16 protein-coding genes are annotated in these 20,138 nt (G+C 67.8%); 9 read left to right on the top strand and 7 right to left on the bottom strand.

What is annotated here, in order from left to right; translation table 11 throughout:
• The first annotated feature begins 165 nt into the window (after positions 1–165).
• From BMX96_RS03505 to BMX96_RS03490, 4 genes are read left to right on the top strand one after another with little or no spacing between them, the layout of a single operon-like run.
• The gene (locus tag BMX96_RS03505; RefSeq protein WP_236736938.1) at positions 166–1,752 is read left to right on the top strand and encodes a L,D-transpeptidase family protein; all 1,587 of its coding nucleotides are present in this window, start codon (positions 166–168) and stop codon (positions 1,750–1,752) included.
• A gap of 28 nt (positions 1,753–1,780) precedes the next feature.
• Positions 1,781–2,872: a UDP-3-O-(3-hydroxymyristoyl)glucosamine N-acyltransferase gene (locus BMX96_RS03500; protein ID WP_091844247.1), complete on the top strand. Its 1,092-nt coding sequence runs from the start codon at positions 1,781–1,783 to the stop codon at positions 2,870–2,872.
• A gap of 29 nt (positions 2,873–2,901) precedes the next feature.
• Positions 2,902–3,168, top strand: a complete 267-nt coding sequence (locus BMX96_RS03495; RefSeq protein ID WP_091844246.1) for an acyl carrier protein — start codon at positions 2,902–2,904, stop codon at positions 3,166–3,168.
• Positions 3,165–4,373: a beta-ketoacyl-[acyl-carrier-protein] synthase family protein gene (locus BMX96_RS03490; protein ID WP_091844245.1), complete on the top strand. Its 1,209-nt coding sequence runs from the start codon at positions 3,165–3,167 to the stop codon at positions 4,371–4,373. Before BMX96_RS03495 ends, BMX96_RS03490 begins: the two co-directional genes overlap by 4 nt.
• Positions 4,374–4,496: 123 nt before the next feature.
• Here BMX96_RS03490 and BMX96_RS03485 read toward each other — a convergent pair whose 3' ends face one another.
• Complete coding sequence (locus BMX96_RS03485) at positions 4,497–5,132, bottom strand: invasion associated locus B family protein (protein ID WP_091844244.1); 636 nt, start codon at positions 5,130–5,132, stop codon at positions 4,497–4,499.
• Positions 5,133–5,547: 415 nt separating this feature from the next.
• Between BMX96_RS03485 and BMX96_RS03480 the strand changes: the two genes are divergently transcribed.
• On the top strand, positions 5,548–7,086 hold the full coding sequence (locus tag BMX96_RS03480; RefSeq protein WP_175481640.1) for a helicase HerA-like domain-containing protein: 1,539 nt from the start codon (positions 5,548–5,550) through the stop codon (positions 7,084–7,086).
• Between the two features lie 9 nt (positions 7,087–7,095).
• Positions 7,096–7,800, top strand: coding sequence for a VIT1/CCC1 transporter family protein (locus BMX96_RS03475; protein ID WP_091844243.1), 705 nt, complete (start codon positions 7,096–7,098; stop codon positions 7,798–7,800).
• Here BMX96_RS03475 and BMX96_RS03470 read toward each other — a convergent pair.
• A complete protein-coding gene (locus BMX96_RS03470; protein ID WP_091844242.1) occupies positions 7,797–10,268 on the bottom strand; it encodes a penicillin acylase family protein in 2,472 nt (823 codons plus the stop codon). The genes BMX96_RS03475 and BMX96_RS03470 overlap by 4 nt on opposite strands.
• Before the next feature lie 98 nt (positions 10,269–10,366).
• Here BMX96_RS03470 and BMX96_RS03465 point away from each other — a divergent pair, with 98 nt between their 5' ends.
• A complete protein-coding gene (locus tag BMX96_RS03465) occupies positions 10,367–11,236 on the top strand; it encodes an NAD(P)-dependent oxidoreductase (protein ID WP_091844241.1) in 870 nt (289 codons plus the stop codon).
• A 267-nt stretch (positions 11,237–11,503) separates the two neighbouring features.
• Entirely contained in the window at positions 11,504–12,166 is a 663-nt protein-coding gene (locus BMX96_RS03460; RefSeq protein ID WP_091844240.1) for a hypothetical protein, read from the top strand.
• Between the two features lie 45 nt (positions 12,167–12,211).
• On the opposite strand, the gene BMX96_RS03455 is transcribed toward BMX96_RS03460, so the two are convergent.
• Positions 12,212–13,390 carry a type III PLP-dependent enzyme gene (locus BMX96_RS03455; protein WP_407944647.1) on the bottom strand — a complete coding sequence of 393 codons (1,179 nt, stop codon included), beginning with the start codon at positions 13,388–13,390 and terminating at the stop codon, positions 12,212–12,214.
• Between the two features lie 258 nt (positions 13,391–13,648).
• Here BMX96_RS03455 and mfd point away from each other — a divergent pair, with 258 nt between their 5' ends.
• Positions 13,649–17,131: a transcription-repair coupling factor gene (gene mfd, locus BMX96_RS03450; protein WP_091844238.1), complete on the top strand. Its 3,483-nt coding sequence runs from the start codon at positions 13,649–13,651 to the stop codon at positions 17,129–17,131.
• Here the strand turns inward: mfd and BMX96_RS03445 are convergent.
• The 4 genes from BMX96_RS03445 to BMX96_RS03430 form a co-directional block, all read right to left on the bottom strand.
• Complete coding sequence (locus tag BMX96_RS03445; RefSeq protein ID WP_091844237.1) at positions 17,128–18,333, bottom strand: multidrug effflux MFS transporter; 1,206 nt, start codon at positions 18,331–18,333, stop codon at positions 17,128–17,130. The genes mfd and BMX96_RS03445 overlap by 4 nt on opposite strands.
• A complete protein-coding gene (locus tag BMX96_RS03440; RefSeq protein ID WP_091844236.1) occupies positions 18,333–18,872 on the bottom strand; it encodes a methyltransferase family protein in 540 nt (179 codons plus the stop codon). The genes BMX96_RS03445 and BMX96_RS03440 overlap by 1 nt, the downstream gene beginning before the upstream one ends.
• Before the next feature lie 85 nt (positions 18,873–18,957).
• Entirely contained in the window at positions 18,958–19,614 is a 657-nt protein-coding gene (locus tag BMX96_RS03435; RefSeq protein ID WP_091844235.1) for a DsbA family oxidoreductase, read from the bottom strand.
• A gap of 175 nt (positions 19,615–19,789) precedes the next feature.
• Positions 19,790–20,137 carry a CsbD family protein gene (locus BMX96_RS03430; RefSeq protein WP_073125916.1) on the bottom strand — a complete coding sequence of 116 codons (348 nt, stop codon included), beginning with the start codon at positions 20,135–20,137 and terminating at the stop codon, positions 19,790–19,792.
• Between the last annotated feature and the right edge of the window lies 1 nt (position 20,138).

The following is a 20,138-nucleotide window of genomic DNA, read 5'->3' as shown; positions in this document are numbered from 1 at the left end:
GTAAGGTGAAAAAACGTATCAAAATGTTGCGCGGACATCACTTTCGCAGATGTGAAATGACATGGCCGCCAAACCAAGATCTTGTGGAACCAAACGCCGTCGATCAGGTGTTTGAATGGAGACAGAAATTTTTACGATGGGATATCGCCTATGCGTGCTGCCTTGATGACCCGCGGCCTGGTGGCCGGCTTCGCAATCTTCGCCGGTGTGGCCGCCCTTGCGCCTGCCGCCGTGGCGCAGGTGACCGCCTTCAAACAAGCCGTGGCCGTGGCCGCCGCCGAGGATGACGATCTCGCCGCCTTCTACCGCGACGGCGGCTACCAGCCCATCTGGGTCGGCGACGATGCCGATGACCGGGCCCGGCGCGAGGCACTGCTGTCCATCGTGGGCAAGGCCGACCTGCACGGCCTGCCGCGCGGACGCTACGACGCCGATACCCTGCGCGACCTCATGACCAGCGCCCGCAGCGAGCGTGACCGCGGCCGGGTCGAGGTCGAGCTCAGCCGCCTGTTCCTGCGCTTTGCCACCGACCTTGAAACCGGCATCCTGACGCCCGCGCAGGTCGACAACAACATCAAGCGCGAGGTCCCGACCCGCGACCGGCTGGCGCTTCTGCGCGAATTCGAAACCGCGCGGCCCAACACCTTCCTCAACAACCTGGCGCCGGCCTCGGCCGAATACACGCGGCTGGTGCGCGAGAAGGTCAACCTGGAACGCCTGATCGCCGATGGCGGCTGGGGCGGCCCGCTGACCGTGGGCAAGCTGTCGCCGGGTGACACCGGCGATGCAGTCATCGCGCTGCGCGACCGGCTGATCGCCTTCGGCTATCTCGACCGCAGCGATACGCGCCTGTTCGACGCCTCGATGACCCGCGCGGTCGAGCAGTTCCAGGCCGATCACGGCCTGGTCCAGGATGGCATCGTGGGCGGCGACACGCTGACCGAGATGAACCGCAGCCCCGTGGACCGGCTGGGCCACATTCTCGTGTCGATGGAACGCGAGCGGTGGATGAACCGGGACCTTGGCGACCGGCACGTGTCGGTGAACCTCACCGATTTCCGCGCCAAGATCATGGTCGATGGCGAGATCTTCTTCCAGACCAAGTCGGTCATCGGCAAGGACCAGGACGGTCGCCGCACGCCCGAGTTCTCGGACGAGATGGACCACATGGTCATCAATCCCAGCTGGTATGTTCCCCGCTCGATCGTCGTGAACGAGTATCTGCCCCAGCTGCGGCGCAACCCCTATGCGCTCAGCTACATGGAAATCACCGACAGCCGCGGCCGCAAGGTCAACCGCGGGCGGGGCTTCAGCCAGTACACCGCGCGCAGCTTCCCGTTCTCCATGCGCCAGCCGCCGAGCGACCGGAACGCCCTGGGCCTGGTGAAGTTCATGTTCCCCAACAAGTACAACATCTACCTGCATGATACGCCTGCGAAAAACCTGTTTTCGCGCGACGTGCGGGCCTTCTCGCACGGCTGTATCCGGCTGAACGACCCGTTCGAATTCGGCTATGCCCTGCTGTCGATGCAGACCGACGATCCCGAGGGCGAATTCCAACGTCACCTACGCTCGGGCCGCGAAAGCCGCGTGAACCTCGAGAACCCGTTGCCGGTGCACATCATCTACCGCACGGCCATCGCCAAGCCCGAGGGCGGCATGGAATACCGCCGCGACGTCTACGGTCGCAACGGTCGCGTGCTGGCCGCCTTGATGCGCGCCGGGGTGGTCCTTCCGGGGGCGCAAAGCTAGGCTCCGGCCCGACACACCGGAGGATCCCATGCAGCTGACATTGGCCGCCATCGCGAGCGGGCTCGACGCGCGTCTCGAAGGCGATGGCGATGTCCCGATCACCGGCGCGGCCGAACCCGCCGACGCGGGCCCGGAAGACCTGGCGCTGGCCATGGCGCCCAAATACGCCGAAGGTCTGTCCAAGGGCCGCGCCCGGGCGGCGATCCTGTGGGAAGGGGCCGACTGGCGGGCACTGGGGCTTGACGGCGCGCTCTACGTTCAGCGCCCGCGCGTCGCCATGGCACACCTGAGCGCGCTGGTGGATCCTGGCCCCGAGATCGCGCCGGGCATCCATCCCACCGCGATCATCGATCCCGAGGCCGAGATCGGCAGCGACCCCGCCATCGGGCCCTTCGTGGTCATCGGGCGCGGCGCGCGGATCGGCGCGCGCGCGCGGATCGCATCCCACGTCAGCATCGGGGTGGACAGCCGGCTCGGCGCCGACGCGATCCTTCATCCCGGTGTCCGCATCCAGCACGGCGTCAGCATCGGCGACCGTTTCATCGCCCAGCCGGGTGCGGTGGTCGGGGCGGACGGTCTGTCTTTCGTGACCCCCGAGCAGTCGGGCGTCGAACGTGCGCGCCAGTCGCTCGGCGATCAGGGCGAGATCAAGGGGCAAAGCTGGACGCGCATCCACTCGCTCGGCGGCGTGACCATCGGCGACGACGTGGAACTGGGGGCCAACACAACCATCGACCGTGGCACCATCCGGGACACGCGGCTGGGGGACGGCTGCAAGCTGGATAACCTCGTGCATATCGCCCACAACGTGGTCATGGGGCGCGACTGCCTCTGTGCGGCGCAGACCGGCATCGCCGGATCCACCGTGATCGGGGATCGCTGCGTCTTCGGCGGGCAGTCGGGCGTCGGTGACAACCTGAAGGTCGGCGACGACTGCATCATCACCGGCGGCACGGGCGTGCTGTCGAACGTGCCCGCGGGCCGTGTCATGGCCGGAACGCCGGCGGTAAAGATGGACGCCCACGTGGAGATGTACAAGGCGCTGCGCCGCCTGCCGCGCCTGCTGGACCGGCTGAAGCCCGGTCAGAAACCGGTTTCAAATCCCCCCGACAGTGACTAAATCAGCCCCGTAACCAAAGGGGCGATGGCATGGCCGACGACGTGAAAACCAAGGTGATCGAGATCCTGGCCGAGCAGGCCGTGCTCGAACCCGGGGACATCGCCATGGACCAGACGCTGGAAGACCTGGGTATCGACAGCCTGGGCCTGGTGGAGTCGATCTTCGCCATCGAGGAGGCCTTCGACATCTCCGTGCCCTTCAACGCCAACGACCCCCAGGCGGGCGATTTCGACATCTCGTCTGTGGCCGCGATCGTCGGCGCGGTCGAAGGTCTCGTGGCGGCGCAAAAGGGGTGAGGCGGGTCGTCATAACGGGTGCCGGAACCATCAACGCGCTTGGTGCGTCGGTGGCCGAGACCCTCGAGGCCATGCGCGAAGGGCGCTGCGGGATTGGCCGGCTGGATATCCGCGACGTGGACCGCCTGACCGTGCAGATCGGCGCGCAGGTGCGCGACTACGACGAAGCGGCGCATTTCAACCGCCAGCAGATCGCCCTTTACGATCGTTTCACGCAGTTCGCGCTGCTCGCGGCGGACGAGGCCATCGCGCAATCGGGCCTGACCTTCGAAGGACCGCTCGCGGCCCGCGCGGGCGTGGTCATGGGCACCTCGGGCGGCGGGCTGAACACCCAGGATGAAAACTACCGCGCCGTCTACGAGGACGGGAAGAACCGGGTGCATCCTTTCGTGGTGCCCAAGCTCATGAACAACGCGGCCACCAGCCACGTGTCCATGCAGCACAACCTGAAGGGCCCGAGCTTCACCGTCGCCACCGCCTGCGCGTCCAGCAATCACGCGATGGGCCAGGCCTTCCAGATGATCCGGGCGGGCATGACCGACGTGATGGTCACCGGCGGGACCGAGGCGATGCTGTGCTTCGGCGGCGTGAAGGCGTGGGAAGGCCTGCGCGTCATGTCCAAGGACGCCTGCCGCCCGTTCTCGGCCACGCGCAACGGCATGGTTCAGGGCGAAGGCGCCGGCATGTTCGTCTTCGAGGAATACGAGCACGCGCGCGCCCGGGGCGCCGAGATCCTGGCCGAGGTCGCGGGCTTCGCCATGTCCTCGGACGCGTCTGATATCGTCATGCCGTCGAAACAGGGCGCCGCGCGGGCCATCGCGGGCGCCGTCTCGGATGCGGGCATTCCGCTGGAAAGCGTGGGCTACATCAACGCCCACGGCACCGGGACGGCGGCCAACGACAAGACCGAATGCGCCGCGGTGGCCGATGTGTTCGGGCACCACGCCAACGACCTGATGATATCGTCCACCAAGTCGATGCACGGGCACCTGATCGGTGGCACCGGCGCGGTCGAGCTGCTGGCGTGTCTCATGGCGCTGCGCGACGGGGTGGTGGCGCCCACGATCGGCTACGAAGAGCCGGACCCGGAATGCGCGCTGGACGTGGTTCCGAACGAGGCGCGCGAGGCGCGGGTGGACGTGGCGCTGTCCAATGCCTTTGCCTTCGGTGGGCTGAACGCGGTCCTGGCGCTCAAGCGGGCCTGACGCCGCGGGTTCGCGGCGTCGAAAATCGGTCTCAGGAGGTTGGTCCGGCGCGATCCAGGTGATCGCGCCGCCGGTAAATTCGGCGCCGGGCCGCCCCCGTGTAGGGCGGCCCGATCAGCGGGATCAGTTCGTGTTGGCTTCTGCCACCGCTTCATAGCCCGCGGTGAAGCCCGACAGGGACACCGTCAATTCGATGGTCTGGTCGGGGGCCGCGGCGGGCGCGATGGTCAGGATGCCCTGCGCGCCGCGCTTGAACGACTCGACCTCGGCGCCGGTCAGACCGATGCGGGAAAAGCAGCCGGCAGCGGCGCAGAACTCGAACGGGTAGCGCTTGGCCTGGCCGCTGTCGATCTGCAGTGTCAGCGCACGGGTCAGCAGGGTTTCCAGCGGCGTGATGATCGTGGCACCGGCCTGCGCCTCGCGGCCCGGGGGCAGGGGGAAGACGCTCATTTCGGCCACCGCGTTGCCGTCACTATCGCGCAGCAGCTGGTAGAGCTGGCACGGATCGCTGCCATCCTCGGTGCGGATGCAACGCTGCTGCCAGTCGCCGAACTCTCCGGCGGTGTAGGATCGGCCGGGGGCGTTCTCGTCCTCGACCGGGGCGCCCATCGACAGGCCGTCGGTGCCCGAGGGTTCGACCACCTGGGGGGCGCTTTCGGTCTCGGCGCCGTCGGTGGCGGCCGCGTCGTCCTGGGCGTGGGCGCCGAAGGGCAGGGCCAGCAGGGCCGCAAGCGACAGGGAATACATCAGTTTCGGCATGGGACTTCCATCTTTCGTGTCTGGTGTGCTGGCGCAGGCCATAGCAAATCCGGCCCGGGGTGTCAGGCCCGTTTTCCAAGGGGCCGGACACGAAAAAGGCCCCGGAAACGGGGCCTTTGACGCTGGTGTTATCTCCCTGCTGGACTGGCCAGCCTGTTATTGCCGAGGACGCTAGAAGCAATTGCATAGTCCGTCAACTGACATTTTCGCGCAGCCATGACCGGATTTTGGGCAATTTTCCTGCGATCCGCAGCCTCAACAAGAAAAGGGCCGCGCCGAGTGCGGCGCGGCCAGTCCAACAGGGAGAAACCGATGCGGTGACCCGTGGCGGGCCAGTCATCGGTGCCGTCAGACTGGCACGATCGGGTTAAGCATGTATTGCTAACGCAAATACGACGAACACGGGGGCGTGATCATGGGCGATATCTTTGTCGGGGGCGGCGGCGAGGGATACGGCACGCCCCAACCCCTTCTGCTGAAATACGCCAACCGCCACGGCCTGATCGCGGGCGCGACGGGCACCGGCAAGACGGTCACCCTGCAGATCCTGGCCGAGAGCTTTTCGGCGCGCGGAGTCCCGGTGTTCCTGGCCGACGTGAAGGGCGACCTGTCGGGCCTGGCCTCCGCCGGGCGCGCGGATTTCAAGCTGCACGAGGCGTTCACCAAGCGCGCGGCGACCATCGGGTTCACCGATTATGCCTATGACGCCTTCCCGGTGACCTTCTGGGATCTGTTCGGTCAGAACGGCCATCCCGTGCGCACCACCCTGGCCGAGATGGGGCCGCTGCTGGTCAGCCGGCTGCTGGACGCGACCGAGGCGCAGGAGGGGATCATCAACATCGCCTTCCGCCTGGCCGACGAACAGGGCTTGCCGCTTCTGGACCTGAAGGACCTTCAGGCGCTCCTGGTCTGGGTGGGCGAGAACGGCGACGCGCTGTCGCTGCGCTATGGCAATGTCAGCCGGGCGTCCATCGGCGCGATCCAGCGCCGGCTGCTGGTACTCGAGAACCAGGGCGGCGCGCAGCTCTTCGGGGAACCCGCGCTGGAGCTTTCGGACATCATGCGCACCGATCCCGACGGGCGCGGACGGATAAACATCCTGGACGCGGGCACGCTCATGTCCTCGCCCAAGCTCTACGCGACCTTCCTGCTGTGGCTCCTGTCCGAACTGTTCGAGGAGCTGCCCGAGGTCGGCGATCCGGACAAGCCCAAGCTGGTCTTCTTCTTCGACGAGGCGCACCTGCTGTTCGAGGACGCGCCCAAGGCCTTGGTCGACAAGGTCGAACAGGTCGCGCGGCTGATCCGCTCCAAGGGCGTCGGCGTCTATTTCATCACCCAGGATCCCGACGACGTGCCCGAGGATATCCTGGGCCAGCTGGGCAACCGCATCCAGCACGCGCTGCGAGCCTTCACCGCGCGGGACCAGAAGGCGCTTGCCCGCGCCGCGCAGACCTACCGCTCGAACCCGCGCTTCGACACCGAGGACGCGATCCGCGAGGTCGGCGTGGGCGAGGCGGTCACGTCGCTTCTGGCGGCCAAGGGCGTGCCGGGCGTGGTCGAGCGCACGCTGATCCGGCCGCCGTCGTCGCAGCTGGGCCCGATCTCGCAGGCCGTGCGGCGCGAGGTCATGGACACCTCGCCCATCGCCGGGAAATACGAAGCCGTGCGCGACCGCGAAAGCGCCTTCGAGATCCTGAGCGCGCGCGCCGACAAGGCCGCCGCCGAGGCGGCGGAAGCCGAAGCCGAGGAAGAGGCCGCCGCCGAGGCGGAGCGCGAATACCGCGCGGCCCGACGCTATACCGGGCAGCAGGTGAAGCGATCCACCTCGCGCCGGTCAAGCAGTCCCGACAGCCTGGGCGAGGCGATGACCAAGGCGGTCATCAAGGAGCTGGGCGGAACCACCGGGCGCCGCATTGTCCGTGGCATCCTCGGCGGCCTGTTCCGCGGGCGCTAGGCCTGCGGCATGGAAGAACACGGCCACAGCCCCGAGGAGATCCGCACCCGCATCGGCGCGCCACGCGGCCGCGGCTATCTGCGCGACGTGGTGTACGGTGCCATCGACGGCGGCGTGACGACCTTCGCCATCGTGGCGGGCGTGGCCGGGGCCGGGCTGTCGCCGCTGGTGATCGTCGCACTGGGGCTGGCGAACGTGTTCGCCGACGGGTTCTCGATGGCGGCGGGCAACTATTCCGCCACCAAGTCCGAGGTCGACGACATCAGGCGGCTGCGCGCGGTCGAAATGCGCCATATCGCCACCGACCCCGAGGGCGAGCGCCGCGAGGTCCGCGAGATCCTGCGCCAGAAGGGCCTGTCGGGCGACGTGCTCGAGGAGGCGACCGCGCAGATCACATCCCGCCGCGAGCCCTGGCTGCAAATGATGCTGGAAGGCGAATACGGGCTGGGATCGGTCGCGCCGCATCCCATGCGCGCGGCGCTGGCGACCTTCGCGGCCTTCCTCGTCACGGGCATGGTGCCGCTGCTACCGTTCCTTTTCGGGATGGAGAACGCCTTCCGCGCGTCCAGCGTCGCGACCCTGACGGTCTTCTTCGCCATCGACGGGCTGAAAAGCCTCTGGTCGCTGGCGCCCTGGTGGCGGTCGGGCCTCGAGACCCTGTTGATCGGGGGGGCTGCGGCGGCGGTCGCCTACGGGATCGGATCGCTGTTCTAGCGCGCGGGCTCGATCCGCGTGACGCCCACGGCGGCGGCGCGCGCCAGTTCGGGATCGAGCGTCATGGGGATGTATTCGCCGCGGCGCCACAATTCGCCCAGGTCGTCGTAATGCCGCGACAGCGGGTGGCCCGATTGCCCGGTCGAGATCACGAAAAGCGACGAGTCGGGATCAGCGAAATCGTAGATCCCGCGATAGCCCGCCGCGCTCACGTTGCGGAACGGGTTCGGCCCATCGCCCGCCGTGCGGCCCCGTTGCAGCGTGTTGTCCCCGCCCGAGGTGGACTGGCGGATGTTGAACAGCCACGAGAGGCCCGAAACTTCGCCCAGAACGGGATGCTCGTGCACCGCCTCGTGCGCATCGCCCCAGCGCAGGGATTCCAGCGCGGTGCCATAGCGTTCGGAAATCCAGATCAGTGCGTCGTCCAGCGCCAATCGCGCCATGTCGGAACAGGTCTCGACCCGGGCCGACTGCACCACGTCGCACCAGACAGACGCGCCGTTCACGTCGCGGTAGACCCGCTCGATGAACAGGGGCTCGAGCCGCGCGAATTCATCGGCGAGCGGTCCCAGCTCGTCTGTTATCAGGCGCGATTGCAGCGCGCGCATCCAGGCGGCGTAGATCAGCGGCTCGGGCAGGTGTTCGTTCATCTCGCCGTTCCAGCTGGCCACCAGGTCCAGCGCGCGCTGGCGCAGCCGTTCGGGCGTGCCCTCGGGCGCCGCCTCGCCCGTGAACCACAGGTCTGCGCCGATCAGCGGCAGAAGCGACCGGGCGGTGAAGCTGACTGTGTCGAGCTGCGCCTCCATGAAGGACTCGCGGGTGTGGACTTCGCGGCTTTGCATCAGGCGCCGCCAGCGCTGGACCCGCTGAGTGTCGCCCCAGGAATACGAGACATGCAGCGGGAAGGGCCGGTCCACGGTCTTGTTGTTGGTGTTGCCCACGATGCCACCGGCGGGCCCGACGAATTCGGGATTCGTTGTATAGGGCAGGCGGCCGTCCCAGCGGTTGTCGGCGATCCAGCCCGGCGTGGGCAGGCGGCCCTTGGACTGGTGGCCGTCGGCGCGGCGCGGGGCGGCGCCGATCATCTTCATGCCCACGGTTTCGCGGTCGACCAACGTCAGGTTCTGACTGGGGGCAATGAAGCCCTCCATGGCGTCGATGGCATCGGGCACCGTCTTCGCCTTCAGCAGCTCCAGCCCGGCCGAAACGGACGTGTCGGCGGGCGACAGCACCGTCCAGCTGACCGACGCGACATGACCTGGCGGCGTGATGGTCTCCAAATCGAAATGGCGGCCGGGCAGGACCGGACCGTTATCGGACCAACGCAAGGTCAGGGTGATCGGCTCGGCATCCTTGATGAGCACGATGGAGGTGCGTTCGCGCAGCGGCTTCCAGCCCTCGGGCGTCAGGACCTCCTCGGGGTTGTCGGGGTTCAGCCGCTCGATATGCACATCGACATCGTCGAGATAGGACGAGGTCAGCCCCCAGCCCAGTTCCGACGACCGGCCCAGCAGGATCGACGGCACACCGGGCAGGCTGCCGCCGATGACGCCGCCCGATTCCAGCTCGAGCCGCGCGAGATACCAGACCGACGGCGCGGTCAGGCCCAGGTGCGGGTCATTGGCCAGAAGCGTGCCGCCCGAGGCCGAGCGACTGGTGTCGGCGGCCCAGGCATTGGACGCGCCGCCAAGGCCCAGCGGCTTCACCGGATAGAGCGGATCCTCAGGCGGCAAGGAAGCCAGCCGCGTGCCCGGCGCGTCCTCGGCCGCGGGCACCAGCGACGCGTATTCGGGAAGCGTGGCGATCCCGTTGCCCGCCGGGCTGGGCATGATGTCCTCGACGCGCGGATCGTCCATCTGAAGCGATACGCGGGCGCGCAGGACTTCGTTCGGAAGGTGCGAATTCAGCTGCAATGCCATGAGCTTGGCCAGCGCGATGCTGTCGGCGGGCTGCCACGGCGCGATCTGCGGCGAGAACAGGAAGAACTCGGGCGCGCCGCGCCCCATGGCGCCGTCATTGACCTGCGCCAGCCACGCGTTCACCCCGTCGGCGTAAGCTCGCAGCGCCTCGGTGGCGTAAGGCGTCTGCACATCCACCGAACGGGTCGCAAGGTTGTAGAGGTCGAGCCGGCGCAGCAGCTCGTCCGTGCGCACGGTCCGCTGGCCGAAGATCTCGGACAGCCGCCCCTGCGCCGTGCGCCGCAGCAGCATCATCTGCCACAGCCGGTCCTGCGCGTGGGCGAACCCCAGCCCGAAGAAGACGTCCGGATCGCTTTCGCCGAAAACATGGGGCACGTTGGCGTTGTCGCGCACGATCTCGACCGGGCCGGATACGCCGTCGAGCCGGTAGCTGGCGTCGTAGTCGGGCAGGGACCGCGACGCGAACCAAAGGGCGATCACCAAGGCCAGGATGGCGAGGACGGCCAATGCCAGAAACAGCCTCAGCGACCAGCGAAAGATCGATGCCATTGTGCCCTTGGTCCCCCGTGCGCGTGCGGTGGGTATTGGATCGCACCGCCCCAAGCGTTAGCTAGCCGCATAAGATATTTGAAAGCGGAGGTGAAGGCATGGCGAAAGTAGCGTTTCTGGGGCTGGGCGTGATGGGATACCCGATGGCGGGGCATCTGGCCGCCGCGGGCCACGAGGTTTGCGTCTACAACCGGACCGAAGCGAAGGCCGAGAAGTGGGCCGAGGAGCATTCGGGCACCCACGCATCCACACCGGGCGAGGCCGCGGCGGGCTGCGATTTCGTGATGGCCTGCGTCGGCAACGACGACGACCTGCGGTCGGTCTGCCTCGGTGATGACGGCGCCTTCGCCGGAATGACGGGCAACGCCATCTTCGTCGACCACACCACAGTGTCCGCCATGGTCACGCGTGAACTCGCCGCCGAGATCCCGGGCCGCTATGTCGACGCGCCGATCTCGGGCGGGCAGGCGGGGGCCGAGAACGGCCAGCTGTCCATCATGTGCGGCGGCGACGAGGCGGCGTTCGCCAAGGCCGAGCCGGTGATGGAGGTCTATTCCAAGATCTGCCGCCGGCTGGGCGACGTGGGCGCAGGCCAGATGACCAAGATGTGCAACCAGATCGCCATCGCGGGCCTTGTGCAGGGCCTGAGCGAGGCGCTGCATTTCGCGCAGACCGCCGGGCTTGACGGCCGCGCGGTGGTCGAGGTGATCAGCCAGGGCGCGGCGGGCAGCTGGCAGATGTCGAACCGTTACGAGACAATGCTGGACGACAAGTTCGACCACGGGTTCGCCATCGATTGGATGCGCAAGGACCTGGGCATCTGCCTGGCCACGGGCGACGAGATCGGCGCGGCCCTGCCGGTGACGGCGCTGGTCGACCAGTTCTACAAGGACGTGCAGAACATGGGCGGCGGGCGCTGGGATACCTCGGCGCTGATCAAGCGGCTGGCCGCGTTGTCGAAGGACTGACGCAGCTAGGCTTCGGGACCATTTCCGGCGCAAAACCGGGTCGATCGTATCATCGGGCGCGTTTCAGTCGCTTTCTGCGACGAATTGCTGTATAAGACTTTGGTCGAGTCCCTCCGGCCAAGCGTATTTCCGGGCGGACGTCGCGGCCCGACCCTGTTTCCCGCCACCGTGGCGTGCGACGGGCATTTTGAACCGACATTGACGCGCCGCCGCCCCCGGTGTCCATCCCGGGGGCGGTGTGCCGCTTGGCACCACGGAGCTGTCATCATGGTTTTCTCCCTGCGCTGGCCGCACAGGCGGCAGATCGGTCGGGCGGTCCGCGGCCTGGTTGTTCTTGGCGCTATCCTTGCCGCGCTATGGGCCGGACACGTACTGCGCGAGACCCTGACGGTCAGCCAGATGCCCGTCACGCCCGAGCAGATGCGGAACATGACGGTCGTGGCGCTGGTCGCCTATGTCGCCTTGATGGCGGTGCCCTTCGTGCCGGGGGCCGAGATCGGCATCGCCCTTCTGACGGCCTACGGCGCTGCCATGGCACCGGTGATCTACGGCGCCACGGTGCTGGCCCTTGGTTTGGCCTTCGCCCTGGGGCGGCTCCTGCCGACGGGTGTGCTGATCCGGCTTCTTTGGTTTTTCAGGCTGAAACGCGCGGCGGCCCTGGTTGCGCGGGCCGCCGAACTGCCGCGTGCGCGGCGGGTGGATGTCCTGCTGGAAGGCGCGCCACCCGGCCTGATCGCATTGGGCCTGCGGCACCGCTATGTCGCGCTGGCCCTGCTGGTGAACGTGCCGGGCAACGTGATCATCGGGGGCGGTGGCGGCATCCTCATGCTCGCCGGGCTCAGCCGCCTGTTCGCGCCGGTGCCCACCTTGCTTTGCATGGCGATCGGCGTGTCGCCGGTGCCACTGACCGTGTTCCTGTCGGGTGTATGAAACCTTCGGACGTGGATGCCCCGGCGCAAGGCCGGGGCAGGGCGATCAGATCACCATCACGTCCAGCGGCGGGAAGCCGTTGAAGCCGACCGAGCTGTAGCTCGAGGTGTAGGCGCCGCAATTGCGGATCACGACGCGGTCGCCGGCGCGCAGGCTCACGGGCAGCGATACGGGACGCTTTTCGTATAGCACGTCCACGCTGTCGCAGCTGGGACCCGCAAGGATGCAGGGGCCGGACTCGTCGCCGTCGCGTGCAGTCTCGAACTGGTAGCGGATCGCCTCGCCCTCGGTCTCGGCCAGGCCCGAGAAGCGGCCCACGTCCAGATACACCCAGCGGTGCAGGTCGTCGTCGCTCTTGCGGCTGACAAGCAGAACCTCGGCGGCGATGGCGCCGGCATCGGCCACCATGCCGCGACCCGGCTCAGCCATGATCTGCACGGCGTCGCCGAAACGGGCGCGCACCAGGTCCATCACGTCGCGCGAGTAGGCTTCGAGCGGGTCAACGTCATCGCCGTGGAAGGCGGGGAAGCCGCCCCCGATGTTCAGCAGACGCAGGTCGAAGCCGGCGGCGAGGACGGCATGCCAGGTGGCGGCGACCTGGTTCAGGGTGTCCGACCACATACGCGCGTGACGGGTCTGCGAGCCCACGTGGAACGACAGCCCGATGGCATCGAGGCCCAGGTCGCGGGCATAAGCCAGCAGGCCCTCGGCGCGGGCGGGCGCGCAGCCGAACTTGCGGGTGAGCGGCCAGTCGGCGCCCGTCGGCTCGACGATCAGGCGCAGGTAGACCTGCGCACCGGGCGCGTGCTCGGCGATCTTCTCAAGCTCTTCCTCGGCATCGGCGGCGAACATGGTGATGCCCGCGCGATGGGCGAAGGCGATGTCGGTCGCGCGCTTGATGGTGTTGCCGAAGCTCACATGCTCGGGGCGGGCGCCCATGCTCAGGCACAGCTCGATTTCGCCGCGCGAGGCGGCATCGAAGTGGCAGCCCAGCATCGCCAGACGCTCGATCACCTGCGGCGCGGGGTTGGCTTTCACGGCATAGTGGATGGACGCATCGCCCAGGCCGCGCTGAAGGGCCTGGAAGTTCCGGGACACGATGTCCAGGTCCAGGACCAGCGTAGGCCGTTCGAACGTGGTCGCGGCGATGGCCGCGTCCAGACGGTCGGTGATGGAATCGGCACCGCGCAGCGCGCGGTCTGAGGCAAGGGCGGTCATGGGCATCTCCAGTGGACCCGGAGGGACTGCTTCAGCCCCCCGAAAGTGACAGCGGAGACGTTACCGTCGCTGCGTGAGGGCAATGGCCCGAACAGAGGCGCGTGCGTTGGCGTCTTGGTCGCGCATATGAGGCCCAACCGACGTTGGATCAAGGGGAAATATTGTTCGATTGCCCGAAACTTCCGCATGCCCGACCGGCGATGCAGACAGGTCACGGCGCACTGGCGATTGACACCGGGCGCGGGGCCGTTACCTGAGGCGTCCATGTCAAAATCCGGCTTCATCACCATGGGCGGCGCGCCCGAAGGGTTCGACGCGCGCCTGGTCCTGTCCGAACTGGCGAAGGCCGATGGCGCGCTGGTCCACGTGGCGCGCGACGACAAGCGGTTGGCGGCGATGCAGGCCGCGCTGGCTTTCTACGACCCGTCGCTGCCCGTCTTCACTTTCCCGGCCTGGGATTGCCTGCCCTACGATCGCGTGTCGCCCAATGCCGACATTTCGGCCGCGCGCATGGCGACGCTGGCGGCGCTGGTGCACGGGATGCCGAAGCGCTTCGTGCTGTTGACCACCGTGAACGCCGCGACCCAGCGCATTCCGCCCCGCGACGTGCTGAGTGGGTCGGCCTTCACCGCGCGAGTAGGCGACCGGATCGACGAGGCCAGGCTGCGCGATTTCTTCGTGCGCATGGGGTTCACCCAGGCCCCCACGGTGATGGAGCCCGGCGATTACGCCATTCGCGGCGGCATCATCGACGTCTGGCCACCGGGCGAGGGCGGTCCGGTGCGGCTGGACCTGTTCGGCGACGTGCTGGACGGCGCGCGCCGCTTCGACGCGGGGACGCAGCGCACCACCGAGAAGCTGGACCAGGTCGAACTGGCCCCGGTCAGCGAGGTGATCCTCGACGATGCCGCGATCACCCGGTTCCGCCAGGCCTACCGGATCGAGTTCGGGGCGGCGGGCACCGACGATCCGCTCTACGAGGCCGTGAGCGCGGGCAAGAAACACGCGGGGATCGAGCACTGGCTGGGCTTCTTCCACGACCGGCTGGAGACGCTGTTCGACTACCTGCCGGACGCGGCGATCACGCTCGACGACCAGGTCACGCCCGCCCGCGTCGCGCGGTGGGAGATGGTCACCGACGCCTACGACAATCGCCGCGACGCGATGACAAAGAAGGGCCGGGTCGATACCGTCTACAAGCCCGCGCCGCCCGAGCAGCTTTACCTGGACGACGACGCGTGGGAGCAGGCGACCGAAGGTCATCGCACCATCCGTTTCCATCCGCTGGCGCAGGCGTCGGGCCCGAACGTGGTCGACGCGGGCGGCCGCATCGGGCGTAATTTCTCGCCAGAACGACAGCAGGAAAGTGTCAGCCTTTTCGGCGCCTTGGCGGACCACATTAAGGCGAAGCGCAGGGACGGGCAGGTCATCGTCGCCTCCTATTCCAGCGGTGCGCGGGAGCGGCTGGCCGGGCTGCTGGAAGACGAAGACGTGGACGGCGCGACCGAGATCCGCGACTTCCGCGACGTGCCCGAGGGCAAGGGCGGGCTGTTTCTAGCGGTCTGGGGCCTCGACCATGGGTTCGAGGGGCCGTATGAGGACGGCCGCCTGACGGTGATCTCGGAGCAGGACGTGCTGGGCGACCGGCTGGTGCGCAAGACGCCCAAGAAGCGCCGGGCCGAGAACTTCCTGACCGAGGCGCAATCGCTCAGCATCGGCGACCTGATCGTCCACGTGGACCATGGCGTCGGGCGCTATCAGGGGATGGAGGTCGTCTCGGCCCTGGGCGCCGCGCATGAATGCCTGCTGCTGGAATACGCGGGCGGCGACCGGCTGTATCTTCCCGTCGAGAATATCGAACTCCTCAGCCGGTTCGGCCACGAGGAAGGGATGCTCGACAAGCTGGGCGGCGGGGCCTGGCAGGCCAAGAAGGCGCGGCTGAAGGAACGCATCCGCGAGATCGCCGACCGCCTGATCCGCGTCGCGGCCGAGCGGCTGTTGCGCAAGGCCCCTGTGCTCGATCCGCCCGACCACGCCTGGGAGGATTTCAGCGCCCGCTTCCCCTATGACGAGACCGACGACCAGATGTCGGCCATCGAGGACGTGATGGGCGATCTGTCCTCGGGCACGCCCATGGACCGGCTGATCGTCGGCGACGTGGGCTTCGGCAAGACCGAGGTCGCCATGCGCGCCGCCTTCATCGCCGCCATGTCGGGCGTGCAGGTGGCCGTGATCGCGCCGACGACCCTTCTGGCGCGCCAGCACTACAAGTCGTTCAGCGAACGCTTCAAGGGCTTCCCGATCGAGGTGCGCCAGCTCTCCCGCTTCGTGTCGAAGAAGGACAGCGACCTGGCGCGGCAACGGATGGCCGATGGCGGCTGCGACATCATCATCGGCACCCACGCGCTGCTGGCGAAATCGGTGAAGTTCAAGAACCTCGGCCTGCTGGTCATCGACGAAGAGCAGCATTTCGGCGTCAGCCACAAGGAACGCCTGAAACAGCTACGCACCGACGTCCACGTCCTGACCCTGACCGCGACGCCCATCCCGCGCACCCTGCAGCTGAGCCTGACCGGCGTGCGCGACCTGTCGATCATCGGCACGCCTCCCGTCGACCGCCTGGCGATCCGCACCTACGTGTCGGAATTCGACGTGCTGACCATCCGCGAGGCGCTTTTGCGCGAGCATTACCGCGGGGGGCAAAGCTTCATCGTGGTCCCGCGCATCAAGGACCTGGCCGAGATGGAGGAGTTCCTGAAGAACGAGGTGCCCGAGATCACCTATATCGTGGCCAACGGCCAAATGGCGGCGGGCGAGCTCGACGACCGGATGAACGCCTTCTACGACGGCGCCTACGACGTGCTGCTGGCCACCACCATCGTCGAATCGGGCCTCGATATCCCCACGGCCAACACGATGATCGTGCACCGCGCCGACATGTTCGGGCTGGCGCAGCTCTACCAGATCCGGGGCCGGGTGGGGCGCGCCAAGACCCGCGCCTATGCCTACCTGACCACCAAGCCACGCGCCAAGCTGACGCCCACGGCCGAGAAACGCCTGCGCGTTCTGGGATCGCTCGACAGCCTCGGGGCGGGCTTCACGCTGGCCAGCCAGGATCTCGATATCCGCGGCGCGGGCAACCTTGTGGGAGAAGAGCAATCGGGACAGATCCGCGAGGTCGGCTACGAGCTTTACCAGTCCATGCTGGAAGAGACGATTTCCAAGCTGAAGGCGGGCGAGCTCGAGGGCATCGACGGCCTGGGCGAGATGGGCGAATGGTCGCCCCAGATCAACCTGGGCGTCGCCGTCCTGATCCCCGAAGACTACGTGCCCGATCTCGACGTGCGACTGGGGCTCTATCGCCGCCTGTCGGACCTGACCTCGAAGGTCGAGCTGGAAGGCTTCGCCGCCGAGCTGATCGACCGTTTCGGCAAGCTCCCGAAAGAGGTCAACACGCTGCTGCTGGTGGTGCGCATCAAGGCCGAGTGCAAGCGCGCCGGCATCGCCAAGCTCGATGCCGGGCCCAAGGGCGCGACGATCCAGTTCCACAACGACAAGTTCGCGAACCCGCAGGGCCTGGTGAAGTTCATCAACGACCAGAAGGGCCAGGCCAAGGTCAAGGACAACAAGATCGTCGTGCGCCGGGACTGGAAAAAGGACAGCGACAAGATCAAGGGCGCCTTCTCGATCGCCCAGGACCTGCGCCGCGCGCTGGACGTGGGCCAGAAGACGCCCGAGAAATCCTAGCTCTCCACCGTGCGCCGCATCAGCAGGTAGGCCAGCGCCGAACAGACGCCCGTGCCGACATAAAGCGGCATGGGCGAGCCGTTGAAGGCCAGCCCGATCGGCACGGCGATGACCACGCCAAGAATGGTCGAGATCGCGCCGATCACCGACGCAGCCGTCCCCGCGATATGGCCCAGTGGCTGCAGCGCCAGCGAGTTGAGATTGCCGAAGGTCAGGCCGACCATGAAGAAGACCGACACCGACCAGGCGAAGAACACCGGAAACGCCGCCTCGGCGGGCACCAGCCCAGCCACCTCGGCCGCGACCAGCACCAGCGAGATCACGCCCTGCGCCGCGTAGGCCGTGATCGCCAAGCGCCGCATGCCCAGCCGCATGACCAGCGCCGCGTTCACGATCGTGCCCGTGCCGGCCAGCAGGGCGGTGGCCATGAACCAGAAGGCGAAGCTGTCCGCCATGCCCAGCGACTGGTCATAGATCGGCTGGACCGAACTGATCAGCGCGAACATCTGCCCGGTGCCCAGCGTCAGCACGGCGATATAGAGCCGCACCTCGGGCCGCCGCAGCGTCTCCTTCAGCGCGAGCCACACGATCCCGATGCGCAGGGGATGGCGCCCCTCGCGCGGCAGGGTCTCGGGCTGGCGCAACGCCAGCCAGGTGCCGCCGAACAGCGCGAAGATCACGAAGGCCCAGAAGATCGCGCGCCAGCCGAACCCGTCGATGACAAGGCTGCCGGCCGCCGGGCTCATCGCCGGCACGAGGATGAAGATCATCATCACGAAGGACATGATCTGCGCCATCTCGCGCCCCTCGAACCGGTCGCGGATCATGGCCTGGCTGACGATGCGCGGCCCCGCCGCGCCCAGGCCCTGCACCACCCGCGCGGCCATGAGCGTCTCGAGCGTCTGCGCCCGGCTCGCCAGTGCCGCGCCCAGGATATACAGCCCCAGCCCCCCGAGGATGCCCGCCTTGCGCCCCACGGTGTCCGAGATCGGCCCGGCGAACAGCGTGCCGACCCCCATGCCGAAGATGAACGAGGTCACCACCAGCTGCGCGCGGTTCGGATCGTCGGGGGTCAGCGTGCCGGCGATCTCGGGCAGGGCGGGCAGCATCGCGTCGATGGAAAACGCCAACGTTGCGAACAGGACGGCAACCATGGCCACGAACTCGACGCGGCCCGGTTGCGTCAACGAATTCTGGGACATCAAAAGAACCTGACTTGCGACGCGTAGTCCCCGTATCCGGGATGCCTGCGCGCCATGAACCGATCCTCCACGTGGCTCGCATAGATCAAGGCGGCACTGCCCGCAACCGCCGCCAGCCCGGCCCAGGCCGATCCGCCCAGAAGGGCCAGCCCCAAAAGCGACAGGACCTGGCCCGCGTATTGCGGATGGCGTCGCCGGGCGTAAGCGCCCGTGGTCACGACGCCCACGTCCCAGCCGCTGGTGCCCTTCAGCCCCAGGTCGGTGATCCCGCGCCCCTGCACCCACGTCGCCGCGACCGACAGCGCCACGCCGCCCACGCCCCAGCGCAGCCAGGCGGGCAGGTCCAGCGTGTTCCAGTCCGCCGTCGCGGTGCGGATGAGCCCCATGTAGATGGCGATGGTCAGAAGCCAGGCGGCGATCCCGGTGATCCAGTTGCCCCGCGCCGGCGGCCAGATCTGGGCAATGCCCCTGTCCGACACGAACAGCACCACGCCCCACAGCGCGGAAGCCCCCAGCGACACCAGAAGCCAGGTGACCATCACGCGGCCCGCCCCGGCTTCATCTTTCCGTAAATACCTCCGGGGGAGTCCGAAGGACGGGGGCGGAGCCCCCAGGGCCCAGGTCTCATTCGGCCTCGGCCTCGGCCTCGGCGGCCTGGCGCTCGAGATCGTCCAGCACGTTGTGCCACAGCTCGGGCGGCTGCGCGCCGGGAACCGCGTGGCGCTCGGCGATGATGAAGGTCGGCACGCCGGTTACTCCGCGCGCGCGGGCGTGGGCGTCGCGCGCCGCGATGTCGGCGCGGTCGGCATCGCTGTCGAGAAGCCGCGCGGTCATCTCGCCGTCCATGCCCACGTCGCCCGCCAGCGCCAGCAGCGTGTCACGGTCGCCGATGTCGCGGCCCTGCATGAAATAAGCGTTGAACAGCGCGGCCACCATGGCCGCCTGCCGGCCCTCGAGGCCCGCCCAATGGATCATGCGGTGCGCGTCCAACGTGTTGGGCGTCCGCTCGATCCTGTCGAAGGCGATATCCAGCCCGGTGGCCTCGGCGGCCTCGACCACGGGGGCATAGGCTTTCACCGCGCCCTCGCGGCCGCCGAACTTGGTCTCGAGATAGTCACGCCGGTCCATGCCTTCGGGCGGCATGTCGGGGTTCAACTGGAACGGATGCCATTCGATGGTGAAGGGGTGGTCGGGCCGGTCCTGCAGGACCTGGTCCAGCCGGGTCTTGCCGATCAGGCACCAGGGGCAGATGGGGTCCGACAGGATGTCGAGCTTGATCATGGGGCGCGCTCCGTGTCTGTCCGGCCCCGCGCGCGCGAGGCGCGGCGGGCCTTCGTTGACCGGCTATGTAACCCTTGAAGCGCGCACCGCAACAGGACGCTTACCACTCTGCGGCCGCATCACTGGTCCGGAAATACGCATGGCGGGACGCGGGGCGCCCGCGGACGACGCCCGATCAGGTATCGCGGCCGATGGGGCGCGCCGTCTTGTTGTCGTCGCCGAAATCCTTGTCGTCGGCATAGACGTCTTCGCCCACGCCGATATGGGCGGCCGAGGCGCGGATGTTGTCGCCATCGCGGGTCTCGTCCATCACCGCGTCGGCGGGCGCCGCGCCCTGCTCCCAGGCGGTCAACTGCTCATTGGCCTCGGCGCGGGTCAGTTCGTGCCGCTCGGCCAGGTAATCCACCAGCCGCTCGCGGTTCCCGTCCAGCGCCAGCAGGTCGTTTTCCTCGGCCCGGTCCCAGCGCTGCATGATCGGCGCGATGAAGGCGGGCCAGTCGCGTTTGATGGTGTCCCATTGCATG

The organism is Palleronia pelagia, from assembly GCF_900110115.1.
Taxonomy (GTDB): Bacteria; Pseudomonadota; Alphaproteobacteria; order Rhodobacterales; family Rhodobacteraceae; genus Palleronia; species Palleronia pelagia.
The sequence above is the reverse complement of the archived record's forward strand: the minus strand, read 5'-3'. Positions and strand labels throughout refer to the sequence as shown.

Coding starts and splice junctions, on each gene's coding strand:
- BMX96_RS03485 (WP_091844244.1), bottom strand. CDS start 5,132: ATGCCGAAACTGATGTATTCCCTGTCGCTTGCGGCCCTGCTGGCCCTG.
- BMX96_RS03440 (WP_091844236.1), bottom strand. CDS start 18,872: ATGGTCACCTGGCTTCTGGTGTCGCTGGGGGCTTCCGCGCTGTGGGGC.
- BMX96_RS03460 (WP_091844240.1), top strand. CDS start 11,504: ATGGTTTTCTCCCTGCGCTGGCCGCACAGGCGGCAGATCGGTCGGGCG.
- BMX96_RS03465 (WP_091844241.1), top strand. CDS start 10,367: ATGGCGAAAGTAGCGTTTCTGGGGCTGGGCGTGATGGGATACCCGATG.
- BMX96_RS03435 (WP_091844235.1), bottom strand. CDS start 19,614: ATGATCAAGCTCGACATCCTGTCGGACCCCATCTGCCCCTGGTGCCTG.
- BMX96_RS03455 (WP_407944647.1), bottom strand. CDS start 13,390: ATGCCCATGACCGCCCTTGCCTCAGACCGCGCGCTGCGCGGTGCCGAT.
- BMX96_RS03445 (WP_091844237.1), bottom strand. CDS start 18,333: ATGTCCCAGAATTCGTTGACGCAACCGGGCCGCGTCGAGTTCGTGGCC.
- BMX96_RS03500 (WP_091844247.1), top strand. CDS start 1,781: ATGCAGCTGACATTGGCCGCCATCGCGAGCGGGCTCGACGCGCGTCTC.
- BMX96_RS03505 (WP_236736938.1), top strand. CDS start 166: ATGACCCGCGGCCTGGTGGCCGGCTTCGCAATCTTCGCCGGTGTGGCC.
- BMX96_RS03470 (WP_091844242.1), bottom strand. CDS start 10,268: ATGGCATCGATCTTTCGCTGGTCGCTGAGGCTGTTTCTGGCATTGGCC.
- BMX96_RS03475 (WP_091844243.1), top strand. CDS start 7,096: ATGGAAGAACACGGCCACAGCCCCGAGGAGATCCGCACCCGCATCGGC.
- mfd (WP_091844238.1), top strand. CDS start 13,649: ATGTCAAAATCCGGCTTCATCACCATGGGCGGCGCGCCCGAAGGGTTC.
- BMX96_RS03480 (WP_175481640.1), top strand. CDS start 5,548: ATGGGCGATATCTTTGTCGGGGGCGGCGGCGAGGGATACGGCACGCCC.
- BMX96_RS03495 (WP_091844246.1), top strand. CDS start 2,902: ATGGCCGACGACGTGAAAACCAAGGTGATCGAGATCCTGGCCGAGCAG.
- BMX96_RS03430 (WP_073125916.1), bottom strand. CDS start 20,137: ATGCAATGGGACACCATCAAACGCGACTGGCCCGCCTTCATCGCGCCG.